Raw genomic sequence first — 15,397 nt, 5'->3', positions numbered from 1 at the left:
CACCCTACATATCAAGTTTCTCTTGGCCATTTGGTGCATATGGCCCGCTTTCTTATCCAGATGCGTGGCGATGATGCGATAGACTAAACCTAACACCTTCATCATCATCGCTGGCTAGCTGCAGAGTACTCTCTTCGAGAGGCAGGAGCAGGAGGTTCGAATCCTCTCACCCCGACCACTAATTTCCCCACATACTGAATAGGATCGAACTATTTGTAGCGGAATAGACCTTTTCAGCAACTGCGACTATCAAACGACCACGATTCATGGTTGGCTATCCAGTTCCCGAGTCTCTTCTTTCTTATGTAACCAGCGATGCGACGCGCCCCGCGTGTTTCTTTTGGCCTGCATCGTGGCATCTTCATAGCTCGGCTGAATGGCACGCCGAACGATGCCAGGGAAGCGGTCCTCCAACCCCGCCATATCGGCGACCAGTTGATCAGTTGCGAACTGGATCGAGATGTGCTTTTCCAGTTCGATGGTGACGAATGGCGGTGCGCTGCCCTGATCTATCGATGCATACAAGCGGTCAAGGTGTTCGCCGAGCGAGTATTCAACCGGGCGACCGTCTATGGCAAGTACCCTGAGTTGCAGTAGGTCCAGGCCGTATTCTGAATAGCTCATCGCCTGGGTACCGGGTTCGATACTGCTGACCATGAAGATTTTTTTACCGGGCGCTGCATCATTCACAAGATCCCAACGCCAGTTACCGGTACTTTCAATCTTCTCGAGCAGCTCGCGGGTTACCTCGGTAATGACCAGACCGCCAAGGTAGCCCCACTCCAAGGGGTAATCAGCACCCTCTGTCGGCAACCAGATTCGTGGTATCTCGGTTGGCTTCATCACCAGGTTAATCGTTGAGTCGACTCCCTGCCGTTTGATATCGAGCTTCAGTTCGGTACCAGGCGGAGCAGTGTTGACGACGAACCACCAGGGCACTTTGCCGATGACCGGATGGTCAATCTCGCCATGCTCAATGGTATGCTCATCGACCGCGGTAACGATATCCCAGCGTTTGATGCCAGCGGCTGAGGCTGGGCTGTCCTCAAGCACATGCGAGACGACCAGCCCAGCCTGTTCTGCGCTGACTTGTAACGCCTTGCGTGAGACTGGGTTCAGGTTGTAGGAAATAACGCCGGTGTTGGTCTTGATAAACTGGCCTTCTTTCGACATCACGGAGACAACCTGTTTAGCAGTACTGAACGGAATCAGCAGACCGATGTTCTCGCCAGCACCGTAGCGTGCGCTAATGCCTATCACCCGACCCTTCGGACTGATTGCCGGTCCACCGCTGTTACCTGGATTAACTGCGGCATCGGTCCTGATCAGGGTGACATGATCAAGTCGCCGCTGGTAGAGATCGTGGCGTGCTTCCCAGCTGGAAATAATCCCTTGGGTGGCAACGAGCTTCTCGCTGTTGCCGAAGCCAAGTACGGCAATCTGGCCGCCGGGGCGGGCCTCGTCCCAGGTCGCCCAGTCGAGCGGACCGATGGGGCCGTTGATCCGTTGAAATCGTTCACGCTCGTTCTCATCCACAAACTCGAGCGTTGCCAAGTCGAACCGAATGCTAGGTTTGGATGCGAGACGCATCGCAAACTTCTCTTTACTGTGCACACCTTCGACCTTAATGGAACGTGCACCCTCTATAACGTGTTGGTTGGTGACAAGCGTACGCTCATCAATAAAGAATCCGGTGCCCATTCGCTGCGTCAGATCGCCTTGGCGGTAGGGCTTAAGGTGCTCTCGGGTCTCGTGAATGACGTACACCCTGACTATGCCCGTAGATGCCTCATCCTTAGCATCTTTCCAGTCAGCGCCATGCACATGGGAAGCCAGGAGAAAAAGAAATGAAAAAAACCAACTTGATAACCGCACGACCTATAACCTCACAACTGCTGTGACAACCGCATTTAACCGGTCGACATCTCAATCTATACCTACAAGCAGGTATTACGCAGCATTTGGGCCATATCTTTACGAACCGTGTTCTCTGCCTCATTTATTCTGCGTGAGGCCTTATAAAATATGCCACCCGCGGAAAACTATTCAGCCAGCCAAGCATCATACGGGAAGAAAATCACTACTTCCTATTGTCCTTCAGAAAATGTAATGCACTAATGTAGTGCGTATACCCAGGTCCAGTAGCAGCTTGCCGTCAACGGCCGCCACTTATAAAAAGGATAAAATATTACACCAAAAAACATGGTCAACCGAAAAAAGTTCCTAACGTATTCTTTCAAGGGATAGGGCTGTAAGGACAAAGGGTGAAGGTATCTATTAAAGGGCTCTGAGCCATATAACGGCTCCCTTAAGTACATGACATGTTCGCGCCGAACAGTAATTTAAGCTTCATTAGACATATTGTTAATCATTTACCCGTAGACTCGATACCCATCACGTCCGGTCTCTTTAACTTCAAACTTGATACTAGGGACGAGTTGGGATGACTGGCCTGTTTTACTGGCTCGAAAGTATGAAGGTTTTTTAGAATGGATGTCTTGTATATTGAATTGTCAGACGGGTTAAAGGTGGGGCAGGCCCCACCATTAACCATCTGTGCTGAAAGTAGACTATTTGATTACCAGGTTAATCAGTTAGCTCTTTGAGAATAGCTCTCTAGTACGTAGATAACCAATCCCCAACAACCCAATACCCATCAAATATAGGACTGATGGTTCTGGTACTGAAGCATTCGGTGCAGTTACTGAGATGGAAGTCAAACTTAGATAATGATCGAAAAAATGACTGCTTCCTGCGTCGTCACTTAACCTAAGGCTGTTCATAATGCCAAAAGGATTATTTGCAACCCACGCAACCAAATCATCATATCCCCCCAGACTCGATTGGTTAATAGTGGGCTCAGTCCATATCGAAATAGTGCCATTATCGGCATAGCCGAAAAAACCCAACTCAGACCACGCCGGAGTTTCGTAATATGGCGATGTAACTGAAGAAGAGTAATCAAATTGACCGTCAAATACGGCATTAGGTGTTTGATTATCGATACTAAGCCCTGTGCCGCTGATCAATTTTGAGGAATAGAGGAATTCGTGACGTATCGTACTGGCAGGATAGCTGACTGAATAACCGTAATTTAGAAATGAGCCATCCGGCTGTACTCCACTGGAAACGCTATCATCCACAAAAAAAACGTAGGACACGGGGTCACCAAGCGAAACCCCCATTAAATTACTGTAAGTACTGCTGTTCGTCTGATTATGAGAAGTCTGACTCGCAACCCCTTCAAACGTATAGTACAAGGGGATAGCATCTGCTGTCGTGATACTCGCCAGAAATGAAACTGAGATGATTAAGGAAAGATGGTGTAGTTTCATCATTGTGGTTACTCCTTGTTCACTTATCTCGACTACTCCGTAAATAGAAGGAAAGCAATTCCTAAGCCACAATAAAAAAACCGAGCGTTTCAATGAGATAGTGTTTAACTCGTTTGAGTAGTGTAAATTTTACCGACAACTATCCCTACAAATGAAGCCTGTTCACGAACGAGATATCAACTTTTTAATATCTTCTCTAACCAACATCACAACTAAATCTTAATGCCCAACTACGGAATCTAGATTCAACACACTGAACAAGTCTGAGTATCTCAACTGGATCATATTCTAACTAAGTTTAATTAAGTGCAAAGTCTGTAGATAGCAACACTAGGATTACTGCTTATACCCCACTACAAAATTTAACTATAAGGTTAAAATAACGGATAACGATGATATCCAGTGCGCCGAACCAATAACGAGTGAAAAATGATATTAAATGTTTGAGGATGGGTGTCTTATTTATTCGTATTTCGTGTCTAATACTGAGAAATTCTCAAAATGTACCTGCGCGGTTTCAAGTAATAACTGCAATTAAATTACGCAGTAAGGAAATCCTCTCGCTGCCCCATAAATAATTCATTCGATGATCGATTGTCTCTTGTATTTTATATCTCTTGGCCATAACTATGGCCAAGAGATATGCTATTTAACAATACTCATTACCAGCCAGGAGACCCTGGATATTGGTAGGCGCCCCCAATAGAAGACCCAGGATATTGGTAAGCACCCCCAGTAGAAGACCCAGGATATTGGTAGGCGCCCCCAGTAGAAGGCCCAGGATATTGGTAAGCGCCGCCAGTAGAAGACCCAGGATATTGGTAGGCGCCCCCAGTAGAAGACCCAGGATATTGGTAGGCGCCCCCAATAGGTGACCCAATAACTGAACTAAGTAACCCAGAGCCAGTTATATTGATCAATTCATCAGTAGTTAATTTGCGCATATTTTACTCCATTAAATTTGCGTTTCATTTAATAACACTGTTATAACATGTGAAACTTTCATCACCATGAAAATACGAAATCACAAACAATGAAGGTTCCACAGTATCCATTCTAATAAAGCGGACAAAGAATCGTTGCACGTTTGTATTTGATAAGCAATCAACTAATTTAACGGTGGACCTCATTTCATAAAAAATGTGTGGATCTGCACAAAAAATCCTCGAATATAAAAGAACAGTTAACGAATATATTTACTGTATAAGGTATTAGCGGTAATGCGCCGATCTACGAAAAAACATTACAAGGAAAGTGTATGGGGAAGATTTCCAAGTAATAGCTGTTGTGATGTCAATGCCGGCATTGAGGACACCCAACATTTGAAAATAACGCAATAATAATATCAAGGAGAGTCGTTGTTTTTGGCAGGATAATATTTGCTCCTTATTCGGGACAACTACATCTAGATCGATTAATTAGAAGAAGATACTCGACAAACCTCCTGGGTTAGACGATGGCGGTCATAACTTTATTCCAACACAAACAATTTGATGCTTGGTGGGCATTGTTTATTTTAAATGATGTATGTCCTGATTGCTTATTGCTTTATTCGAAAGAATGAAGAATTCTAAGAATGGGGATCTTGTTTATTCTTAGTTAATTACCCCTTTATTGTATTCGATAACTGATATCATATAACCGAAAAACTGTCGGTACTTTTTACAGTTAATATCCAGTAACCACCTAACATATTGATAAATCAACCAGGCCCACTTTTTGCTACAAAAGAGGTGGCAATTTAGCCTCTTTAAACAAACCACGTTCAATGACAGGGAGTTAACTTATGGGATTCACCAAGGGATTGATATTAATCTGTTCAATTACACTATCAGGTAACCTTTTTGCACAACAACTCTATCAGTTTTGCGGCAAAGTCAAAGACACTCATATGGGAGTCAATCCATCCTACCCGGTTGCCAATGAAGACATCTTTGGGGATATCGGCATATTTCCCGGCACAAAAATGTGCTACACGATATTGATCGATCAATCACGCGAAGGATTTCTGATCTCTCATGAAGGGGAAACAATAAATAAACCCACAAGCTTCTATATTGAATTACAAAACACCCTGCTCGCCTCGAAAGCCAATCCTGACCTATGGACAGCTATTTCAGAATTTTATACTGGCTACAACATATCTACTGAAGGAGGCGGTCAACTTGTCCTGGGAAATAATAATCACGGCCTTTCCTGCAGGAATGAACAACAACTGGCATTCAACGAATGGCAGGTTGGGACAAAAATAACCTGCCTGGAAAACATTTCGTATAACCAGGATGCGGTTCCCACCATTGTCTATAACTTCAAGCTAAGCGCTATTGTAGAAACCAAGTCACTACAAAGACCTGCTTATGGGTTTCGTATGATCTCTGATTTAATGGAGTTTAGTGCTGATACTTTTTCTAAGAGATAGATGAGTATGAGACCTAATCTTTGACTTGCCACAACCAACTAGCATTGGAGCTGTCATGCAGCTCCAATGTATTCACTATTAATCATCACGACATTAAATGATGTCTCTCCTGATTGCCTTTATTGCTTTCAGTTAGAAGACGTACTCGATGACCATGACTGAGTGCGCGCCTGACGCATTAACATCATCCCCAACATTTCAGTAGCGCTCGCCTGGTTGGTAAGAACTACGATTCCTGTGCCAGCCTTTTTGTCTATGGCCAGATAGGAGGCATAACCTCCTACCATTCCGTTATGCCAAACCACTGAGTGGTTGCCGACGAAGCGGTCGATATATGATGGTTGTATCCATCCGGTGCCGGTATCCCCTTTGAACTGGCGCTTGTTCATCTTCAGCAAGAGTTGTGAGGCCAACCCACTCTCCGCGAGACTGGCTTGAATGAACGTTGTCAAATCTTCTGTGGTGGAACTGTAGGCACCAGCTCCGCCAAGCGCCGCAAAGGTCCACGCTCGTGTTGGTAAGCCCTTTGCGTTATACCCCTGTGCGAGTGTTGCCCTGAGCTCTGGCGAGAGAGTAATAGCGGTGTGGTGCATGCCAAGAGGAAGCAGGACCTTTTCCCTGACCATGGACTCATAATCATCACCCGTAACCACTTCGAGAACATGTGCCAGCAGCCCCATACCGTAATTGGAATACACGAACCGACCCGCTTTTCTTTTTCCCTCGGCGGTTTTCAGGTAGTCGAAAATGTACCGGGGACCCAGGTAGCTGTAGGGGTCAAGCATCAGGTTTTTGTCATCGCCCTCCGCCTCTTTAATTTTATCGCTAAGTGATCGAGGTACACGAGGAAACCCTGAGGTATGAGTGACAAGCTGTCGTAGCGTCACACTCCTAACGGATGGTGACAGTGCCATCGACTTACCTAAGAGTTCTCCTAGTGTGGCGTCCATCGACACAATACCTTCATCGCAGAGCCTCTGGAGTAGCAGCGCGGTCAGTATCTTACTGACTGACCCTATCTGAAACGCCGTCTCGGCATCTGGCCTTTGCGAGCTCTCCTTGTTAATGACTCCATAGCCTTTAATAAACGTTCTGCCATCCTTGTACACGCCAACAACTATTCCAGGAAACAACCCGCCCTTCATACTCTTTTTGACTTCAGCATCAATCGCTGCCTCAAGATTCTTCTTGTCAGGCGTATTGACCATACGATATTTCAGGTAAGCGATACCAGTAATCACAAGACCTAGAAGCGCGGCAATGATGAGAATGGCAATTTTCATAACGGCAACATAGTCTTCTAACGACCCAGATCACAGGAGAGCGACCGACGGGAGCTAATCCTGTGCAGCTGATTGGTAAGTGCTTTTCTATTGCAGGAACTCATTCTTTGCTTTGACAATTCCTTGTAGGTTCTTAAGTTTTCGTGGATAGTTTGATGCCCACATAATTTCTGAACCATCATCTAGTGTACCTCGTCATAGATTCTATACCATTCAGCGAGTCTGGTAGGGGTTAGCCGCGCCCCGAAGGAAGTGCCCTTGGGGTGCAGGCAATGGTTGTTCCCTTGTCAAGAGCCGCAACACTGAGCAAGGGCAGGCTTGAAACCTCTAACACTATGATTTTTATAAGACAGGCCGAAGTGTGCCTGCCTGCAGACTGCGTTATCAAAACTTGCTGTAAAAGTGCTACAGCGGCGTTTTGATGCCTTGCCGCAGGCAGGCACACTTCGGCTGAAGACGACATACTTAGTCGCCGGGTTAATAGTCATAACCCTGAATAACCGAGTGTATAAGTATGTATATTTCAAGATACCAATTGATGTCTATACTATAAATATGTAGTTCACTTTCGCTCGGAAGCCGGGAATAACAGTGTGCTCCTCAGGGCTATGGTAGCAGACCGGGAATACCCAGAATGGGTAGGGCTGCGCTTCGAGATATAAAAAAACCGGATCCGGTATCCCATTGTAGGACCAGGTAAAGATCTTCTTACCCTTCGTATGAATGGATGTACAACCTCCTGCTAACGCAGGGGTGTTGTGGTCACTTTATTGCAACTGACTCCGTAGTAGGCCGGCGGGTTTGTTCGACATACGGTTCATCGCCCCTGCCCACGAAACATGAACTTAAGAGGGGCGCAACCAGCATCTATACAGAGGAACTTAGCATTGATTCTGTAGGCGGTAATTTGCAGGGGGTTTTTGATGCATCATATAAAGATTAGAAACGTAAATTCAAAACCTTGGGCTATTTTAGGGTTTGTTACGATAGTGTGCATGCTTTGCCAGCCAATGCAGGGTTATGCTGACGAGCTTTCAGAGCTGCGTCAAGCGATTGAGCAGATGGAAGAAAAGCTAGAAAAACTTGAGGCAGAAAAAGCGCAGGAAAAGTTGCAGGACGAACCAAAGCAAAAAGCAGATGACTTTAAGGGCTTTGAGTTTCACGCATACTCCCGTGCAGGTTTCGGCTGGAATAAGGATGGCGGCACCGGCAACCAGTTTCGTTGGAACTATGATGCCAGTGGCTTGGATGAGCATTACTGGCGGCTAGGTAATGAACCCCATGATGCCTATACAGCTTTATCCTTCATTAAGAACATTGAAACTGATGATCAGTCGTTCGCTAAATTTGTAGCTACTTTGGTCGTAGCGCCAAAAGCTGAAGACAATTTTGAGCAGACCGACGTGGTTGTGCGCCAGCTCTATTCTGAGTTGGGCAATTACAGTTGGGCGCCGGGTGTAACCTTCTGGGCCGGACAAAAATGGTATCGCCACCCAGGCGACCAGCACATCACGGATTGGCAGTTCCTGGACATAGCTGGCTATGGAGGGGGCGTGGGCGATATCCCGCTAGGAGAATCCGCCAAGTTCAGCATTGCCGCCCTTGGGTTCATCGATGAAAATGAGTATGAAACAGTATTGGGCGGGACGACCGAGATAACTGACAATGGCGAACCGGCGAGCTATGTAGTTGACTTCCGCATTGAGGAGATTCCCTTCGCCGTGGGCAATATGTTGATACAGTTCGCTCCCACCTGGACAACCGGTGGAGAGTTTTCTGAGCCCATATTAGCTGACGATGGCAGTCAAATCACCGAGCTGGATTCCGAGTCCGGCTGGATGACCGCCATCTATCTGAACTTTGATGACTTTTTCGGCATCATGGAAGGTGGATCCGGGCGGATCATCGGTCGCTACGGCAGAGGTTATGGCTCCACCCTGTTCAACAACCGTTATATGCAGCCCAATCCCTTTGCGACCTCCATCGACTGGGGAGAGAGCAGTCGATGGAGCTTCATGCTTGATGGTGTAATGGAAATCAGCCCCAGATTCCAAATTATGCCAGTGATTGCATACCAAGCATTCGACAACGGCTTGGATCAAAATAACGCGATCACAAAGATACTCTACGGTGGCCGGGCAAAGTACAGCATAAACAAAAATATCGCCTTACAGTTGGAAGCGGGGGCAGTTTACCTGGATAGTGAACCCACCACGACCGCCGACGGCCACTTGGAGGATACTCTATATAAAGTTACCTTCGCGCCTACCATTCAGCCCAAGTTAGGGTTTTGGGTACGACCCGAGATTCGATTCTATGTTACCTATGCCTGGTGGGGAGATACGCAGAGCAATGCATTTCTCGACGATCCTGCGGGCATTGATTCGGACGATACCTCCGGTTTGACCTATGGCATGCAGATGGAGGTTTGGTTTTAGGCTATGACAGGAGATGAACCATGTTAGCCCGAACTCAAGACACTTTGATTGCTGCAGTGTTCGGTTTACTTTTGGGTGCGTGTCTGCCTACGGCCTGCTGGATTCCGAGCGTATCAGCTGCACCGCCAACATCACTAACAAAAAGCACACTGGATACGGCTCAAGTCGGCCAACGAAAAATTATCAGTGTCTGGACTCACATGTTACCAGGTGGAATAGAAGGCGATGTGTTTACAAAGACTGTCAGTGCATACGAACAGGCACAGGATGAATATACAATAGAAGTCGTACCGATAGCCCCTGAAACCTACGCTGATCGGATAATCGGCAGCGCTCAGTCCGGTAGCCTCCCCTGCGTCTTGGAGTTTGACGGCCCATACCTCTACAATTTTGTTTGGTCAGGCTACCTGCAACCGATTGACCGCTTTGTTTCTTCGCAACTGAAAGCGGATTTGTTGCCCTCTATTCTCGCCCAGGCAACTTACAACGGACAGCTCTACAGTGTGGGACAGTTTGATACCGGAATGATGATCTACGGTAATCGACGTTATCTGCAGGCGGCAGGAGTCCGCATAGCGACCTTTGACGAACCCTGGAGCCTGGCCGAATTCGAAGAGGCGCTGGAAAGACTGACCGCTCTGCCTGAAGTGGCGCACGCGATTGATATGAAAGTCAATTACGGTCGAAGCGAGTTTTATAGCTACGGCTTTGCCCCAATCCTGCAATCCTTCGGGGGTGACTTGATAGATCGCAGCACCTACCAGCAAGCCGGCGGCGTGTTGGACGGGCCCCGGTCGGTTGAGGCCATGCAACATTTTCAAAGTTGGTTTGATAAAGGTTGGGCCGGTAAATCCACAGCCACGGATAATGATTTTTACGGCACAAAAAAAGCGGCCCTCGCCTGGGTGGGAGCATGGATGTATAAACCGCACGCCGAGGGTTTAGGGGAGGACCTGGTAGTGATGCCGCTGCCCGATTTTGGCGCCGGCCCCAAAGCCACCATGGGGAACTGGGCTTGGAGTATAAGTAGCAACTGTCAAGATCCCTCTGGCGCCTGGAGGTTTATCGAGTTCCTGCTCTCCCCTGAGGAGATGCTACGTATGACTGACGAAAGCGGTGGTGCACCTTCCCGGAGATCAGTTCTGGCAGAGTCGGAGCTGTATAGTGAGTCGGGCCCTCTACACCTGATTTGGCAGCAGCTTGACAGTGACCGGATCGTTCCCCGCCCGATTACCCCGGCGTATGCCACCATCTCCAGGGTTTTTGCCGAAGCCGTGGAAAATATTATTAACGGCGCAGACGTTAAAACTGAGCTAACCCAAGCTGCACAGGAAATCGATCGGGATATCAAGGCCCATCAGGGTTATCCGATTAACTGATGAAACTATTGCTCATTACCTCTAAATGATCCCTTACCGCTACCACAGCTTTTGTCGTGGTTACCGGGCTGAATATGGTGTATGGGATCTATCTGATCAAACAGCCAGGTGATCGGGAGGCCTTTTGTTTATGAATGGAGACAATCCATGCTAAGCCAAACTCAAGACACTTTGATTCATGCCATGCTCGCTCTTTTTTTTGGTCTGTGGCTCCTAACGGCCAGCTGGATTCCCACCGCGTCCGCCGCACCACCAACGTCGCTGTCGGCAAGCACGTCGGTTTCAGGTCAAACCGGCCAACGAAAAATTATCAGTGTCTGGACTCACATGTTACCTGATGGTGTGGAAGGCGATGTGTTTACAAAGACAGTGAGAGCATTCGAGCAGGCGCAAGATGAATATGCAATAGAAGAGGTAGTGCCGTTTGCACCTGAAACCTATGCTGACCGGGTTATTGGCAGCGCTCAGTCGGGTAGTTTACCCTGCATCTTGGAATTTGATCTTGGACATGTCTACAACTTTGCCTGGTCAGGCTACTTGCAACCGATTGACCGCTTTGTTTCAGCGGAACTGAAAGCCGATTTTTTACCCTCGATCATCGCCCAGGGAACCTTCAACGGACAACTCTACAGCCTGGGGCAGTTTGACTCCGGCATGGTGGTCTACGGTAATCGCCGTTATCTGCGAGCGGCAGGCATCAGGATTGCGACCTTTGAAAACCCCTGGAACCTCGCCGAATTTGAACAAGCCTTGGAAAAACTAACCGCACTACCTGAGATAAAGCATGCGATCGATATGAAAGTCAATTATGGTCGTAGCGAGTTTTATACCTACGGCTTTGCCCCAATCCTGCAATCCTTCGGGGGTGACTTGATAGATCGCAGCACCTACCAGCAAGCCCGTGGCGTGTTGGACGGGCCCCGGTCGGTTGAGGCCATGCAACATTTTCAAAGTTGGTTTGATAAAGGTTGGGCTGGTAAATCCACCACCACGGATGATGACTTTTACGGAACAAAAAAAGCGGCGCTCGCCTGGGTGGGCCATTGGATGTACAAACCCCATGTCAAGGGATTGGGAGAAGACCTGGTTGTAATGCCACTGCCTGATTTTGGTTATGGATCCAAGGCTGGGATGGGTTCCTGGAGTTGGGGTATAACCAGTAACTGCCAGGATCCAATTGGCGCCTGGGCTTTTATCGAGTACTTGCTCTCCCCGGAAGAGATATTGCGAATGACCAGCAACAACGGAGCAGTACCGGCCCGAAAGTCAGCCCTGGTGCGCTCAAAGCTGTATAGTGAAACAGGCCCCTTGAACTTGTTGGTACAACAGCTTGAAAGCGACCGGACCATTCCCAGTCCCAATACCCCGGCGTATACTGTTATCTCCAAGGCTTTTGCCAAGGCCGTGGACAATATAATCAACGGCGCGGATATCAAAACAGAACTAAGCCGTGCTGCACAGGCAATTGATCAAGATATCAAGGCTCACCAGGGCTATCACTATTAAGTAATAGCTGGAAAAGTCACCGGCTGGCTGTATGAAAATACTGAGCATCAAATCTAAATTACTTCTTACCTTTATTGCGGTTCTCGTCATAATAACCGTAATAAATATAGGGTTGGCAACCTATCTGACCAATCAACAGGGTGAACGCGAGGCCTTTGTCAGCCTAACCCGACAACTCCTCTTATTACAAAACGAGCTTAAAGAAACGATCATTGATCTTAAAACAATAGCTGAAAAAAATGTTGCAGGCTCCCACAACTTGAGTGACTTGGCCACCCTATATGCCAAGACACAACATTTAATCACCTACCCTGAACAGGCAGCGAAGCATGAACGGGGGCTGTTATTCAACAAGGTCATTTCACTGAACCGGCTCAAGGTCATCCTGCAAACAGCCGATTTCTCCAGTGCTGCTGTTTATATAGACAATATGCTGAGTCACTATCTGACAACCAGTGAAGCCGGCATGAGCACAATCCGAGCTGGTGAAAGGCCGTTGTTAAATACAACCCAAAATCAAGCCGGGGAGCTAGGGTTCAAAAATTGGCCGAATTGGTCAGAGGGCGCTCCTCCTCCATTAATCTCTTCCGATATCACCATGGTAAATCAACCCACCATCAGCTTTGAATTCAGCTCAAATCAGATGGTGGCTTTACAAATCATTGTTCCAGTGCAGGCTATTACACGAACGGTCATGAGAGAGAATATAACCTTAGGTTCTCCAGAAGGGCTTTTGGTAGACGATCCAGCCATTGCTACACAAAAAACACTGAGCAGAATAACTCCCAGCCAAAACAAACCGGTTATTATCGGAGCCTTTATGTTCAGGAAAGTTTTTGACCAAACCTTTCTGCAAGACATTGCTGAAAAAACCGGTTTGCTTCCAGCCCTGTACTCCCCCGATGGCGTGCACCAAATTCAAATAGTCGATATGAAAATGAACCCGGAGGGCCTGGCCAAATGGGCGCTGGATAACCAGCCGGCAATTGACCGACAGATACTGCAACGCACCCTAGAGGTTGATCAAGAGTCTTATTATCAAACCCTGGCGTTGTGGCGATATGAGGAAAAGCCCCGGCTGATTATCAGCTTTGCTCAGTCAACAGCAAGTACATTACAAAAAGTAAATGAAACAGTTACCGCGCAGGTTGGTATCGCCGGAGTTGTATTGCTGGTAGGTGGAATTCTGGGATATCTTCTTTTTGACCGGCTGGTAAAACCGATACGGGCACTCACCGCGGCGGTTTCAAGTATAGGTCAGAACATTCAGCGGGGAAAACAGGGGCAACCGGTGGCGTTGACCTCTTCAGATAAGTTGGTGGAGATCAATCTCAACGCTAGTGATGAAGTGGGACAACTGGCGACAGCATTTAACACAATGAGTCGACAACTCCGTCAATCCTTTGAAACGCTGGAACAGCGAGTGGTGGAACGAACCGAGGAACTACAGCTTGCCAAGGAACAAGCTGAAGCAGCCAATAAGGCGAAAAGTGTTTTTCTGGCCAACATGAGCCATGAACTACGTACACCCCTGAATGCAGTGCTTGGTTTTTCCGAGATGATGAAGAATTCTCCGGATGTCACGGCCAACCAGATTGAGAACCTGAACATCATTACCCGTAGTGGCAAACATCTACTGAACCTAATCAACAACGTGCTCGATATCTCCAAGATCGAATCTGGCCGGGTGGAGCTGGAAGAGTCGCATATCGCTCTGTACCAATTGCTGGAAGAGATAAAATCATTGATGTATGTACGATCCAATGAGAAAGGATTGGATCTCACTCTGGAACAATCCCCTGATCTACCCGGGTACATCGTTGCTGATGCCGGTAAATTGCGGCAGGTACTGATAAACCTGGTCGGAAACGCCATAAAGTTCACGCAAAGCGGTACCATTGCCATACGTGCCATGGTTGTGGAAAAGCAAGACTCAGAGCCGACATGGGTACGCTTCGAGATCGAGGATACCGGCCCCGGTATGCGGGAGGAAGACAGGGAACGAATCTTTATTCCTTTTGAACAACTTGAGGAGCGAACGACCTCGGAGGCAGGGACAGGACTTGGACTCGCCATCTCTAAGCAATTTGTCGAGCTAATGGGTGGAACGATCGGTGTCAGTAGCGAAAGGGGAAGTGGCTCGATCTTTCACTTTGAGATTCCGATGGAGGTCATCCCTGCTGAAACCAGTCTCGTTGAACCGGGGCAGGGCCGGATCATTGGTTTGGCCGAAGGGCAACCGAGTCAGCGTCTGCTCATTGTTGAGGATCAACTAGAGAACCGCCTGCTCCTACACAAGCTGTTCGCGCCTCTCGGTTTCGATTTACGGGAAGCTGTCAATGGAGAGGAGGCGATCGATCAGTTTACCCAGTGGCATCCCCACCTGGTCTTTATGGATATACGCATGCCTGTCATGGATGGGCTTGAGGCAACCCGTCGGATAAAGACATCCGATGCAGGCGCACAAACCAAGATCATCGCCCTCACAGCCCATGTCCTGGAAGAGGAGCGGCGCGAAATCATGGCGGCGGGTTGTGATGATTTTTTACGCAAACCCTTTACAGAAGCAGAGTTATTTAATGCCTTGACTAAACACCTTGGCACACGATTTGTCTACGATAAAGAGAGTCTGCCAGCCAAGGATGCCGCGCCTTTGCTCACCGCAACCGACCTGGCAAAGTTGCCCATCGAAATACTCGATGAATTAATGCAAGCGACTATCAGGCTAGATACCATTGCGGTGAACCAAGTGATAGAAGCCATTCGAACCCATAGCGCAGCAACAGCGGAAGCTCTGGCCACGACAGCCAAGGAGTTACGTCTGGATATTATTTTACGATTAACCGAGTCAGCTCTGAATAAGATAAATCATGAGGAGTAAAATAGAATTACACCCTCAGCAAACCTGCTTTAAGAGTCTCTACAAGACACCCATTGCTAAATTGGTTGATGATTCTTAAAGATAGTCAGATGTGATTGATTTTGGCAAATTGTATATGGGTGTCCGGTTAGGTGTCGGTCATATGTAACTCGTAAG

General features: G+C 47.7%; 9 protein-coding genes. 5 read left to right on the top strand and 4 right to left on the bottom strand.

Annotated elements, in window-relative coordinates:
• Positions 1–264 precede the first annotated feature (264 nt).
• The 3 genes from AC4IE7_RS14575 to AC4IE7_RS14565 form a co-directional block, all read right to left on the bottom strand.
• Positions 265–1,875, bottom strand: a complete 1,611-nt coding sequence (locus AC4IE7_RS14575) for a S1C family serine protease (protein ID WP_490777582.1) — start codon at positions 1,873–1,875, stop codon at positions 265–267.
• A 719-nt stretch (positions 1,876–2,594) separates the two neighbouring features.
• Entirely contained in the window at positions 2,595–3,338 is a 744-nt protein-coding gene (locus AC4IE7_RS14570) for a PEP-CTERM sorting domain-containing protein (protein ID WP_490777581.1), read from the bottom strand.
• A gap of 646 nt (positions 3,339–3,984) precedes the next feature.
• Positions 3,985–4,215, bottom strand: coding sequence for a hypothetical protein (locus tag AC4IE7_RS14565; protein ID WP_490777580.1), 231 nt, complete (start codon positions 4,213–4,215; stop codon positions 3,985–3,987).
• Between the two features lie 906 nt (positions 4,216–5,121).
• On the opposite strand from AC4IE7_RS14565, the gene AC4IE7_RS14560 reads away from it, so the two are divergent.
• Positions 5,122–5,754, top strand: a complete 633-nt coding sequence (locus AC4IE7_RS14560) for a hypothetical protein (RefSeq protein WP_490777579.1) — start codon at positions 5,122–5,124, stop codon at positions 5,752–5,754.
• A 128-nt stretch (positions 5,755–5,882) separates the two neighbouring features.
• On the opposite strand, the gene AC4IE7_RS14555 is transcribed toward AC4IE7_RS14560, so the two are convergent.
• Positions 5,883–7,037, bottom strand: a complete 1,155-nt coding sequence (locus AC4IE7_RS14555; protein WP_490777578.1) for a serine hydrolase domain-containing protein — start codon at positions 7,035–7,037, stop codon at positions 5,883–5,885.
• 995 nt (positions 7,038–8,032) lie between these two features.
• Here AC4IE7_RS14555 and AC4IE7_RS14550 point away from each other — a divergent pair.
• The 4 genes from AC4IE7_RS14550 to AC4IE7_RS14535 all read left to right on the top strand — a co-directional run bounded on the left by AC4IE7_RS14550 (position 8,033) and on the right by AC4IE7_RS14535 (position 15,241).
• Positions 8,033–9,475 (top strand): carbohydrate porin, encoded by a 1,443-nt coding sequence (locus tag AC4IE7_RS14550; RefSeq protein ID WP_490777577.1) that lies wholly within the window; start codon positions 8,033–8,035, stop codon positions 9,473–9,475.
• Positions 9,476–9,495: 20 nt separating this feature from the next.
• A complete protein-coding gene (locus AC4IE7_RS14545; protein WP_490777576.1) occupies positions 9,496–10,854 on the top strand; it encodes an ABC transporter substrate-binding protein in 1,359 nt (452 codons plus the stop codon).
• A gap of 147 nt (positions 10,855–11,001) precedes the next feature.
• On the top strand, positions 11,002–12,360 hold the full coding sequence (locus tag AC4IE7_RS14540; RefSeq protein WP_490777575.1) for an ABC transporter substrate-binding protein: 1,359 nt from the start codon (positions 11,002–11,004) through the stop codon (positions 12,358–12,360).
• Positions 12,361–12,391: 31 nt separating this feature from the next.
• The gene (locus tag AC4IE7_RS14535) at positions 12,392–15,241 is read left to right on the top strand and encodes an ATP-binding protein (protein WP_490777574.1); all 2,850 of its coding nucleotides are present in this window, start codon (positions 12,392–12,394) and stop codon (positions 15,239–15,241) included.
• Positions 15,242–15,397: the final 156 nt, after the last annotated feature.

Source organism: Candidatus Thiodiazotropha sp. AKAK3 (assembly GCF_058244645.1).
Note: the sequence above shows the minus strand (reverse complement) of the source record. Positions and strands in the feature narration are given on the sequence as shown.